Source organism: Bacillus sp. 05T31, assembly GCF_056396725.1.
In genome coordinates, this window is sequence record NZ_JBFTMA010001237.1 from 1 (window position 1) to 622 (window position 622).

The 622-nt window shown below is 29.9% G+C and carries 1 protein-coding gene; it reads left to right on the top strand.

Going from position 1 to position 622, the window contains the following annotated elements; translation table 11 throughout:
- Positions 1–217 (top strand): DDE-type integrase/transposase/recombinase (locus AC1DJR_RS32655; protein ID WP_477004535.1); only part of this gene is annotated, 217 nt, incomplete at its 5' end.
- Between the last annotated feature and the right edge of the window lie 405 nt (positions 218–622).

Here is a 622-nt window from a genome sequence, read left to right on the forward strand (position 1 = left end):
GGTAAAATACCTTAATAACATTGTAGAGCAAGATCATCGTTTTATTAAAAAGAGAGTTCGTTCAATGCTAGGATTGAAATCTTTTCGTACAGCTAAATCTATTCTTTCAGGAATAGAAGCGATGCATATCATTAAAAAAGGCCAACTTAATTTACGGGAAAAGTCTGTCAAAAATGAAATGAAGTTTATTCATCAACTATTCGGAATGGTTGCATAAGAATAGATTCCATTAGGAATCTATATACCTCTTTCAAATAAATACAATCTTTGCACCAGAACCCACTTTTCTATCACTATCCCTCCTCTGCGTTTATTATTGTTACTTAATTAGAGAATCTCATTGATATTAGTGACAAAAATGTGATGTGATTTGCAATGTTTGCACCTCAAAAGGGAACCCGCTAGTACGTAACTGCCCTCTTTTTATTACTGATTTCTTTTAGAATATTTCAAAGGATTCTATTTCTCTCTCATTTGATTATTCTGACATTTTTTGAACTTCTTGTTTTACCTGTTTTTCTTGTATTGATACCTGATTATTATCAGATGTCATTTTGTATCCAAAATAAATTACAAAAAACAACAAAATAATTATCCAAATACATATAAACACTTTATAAGA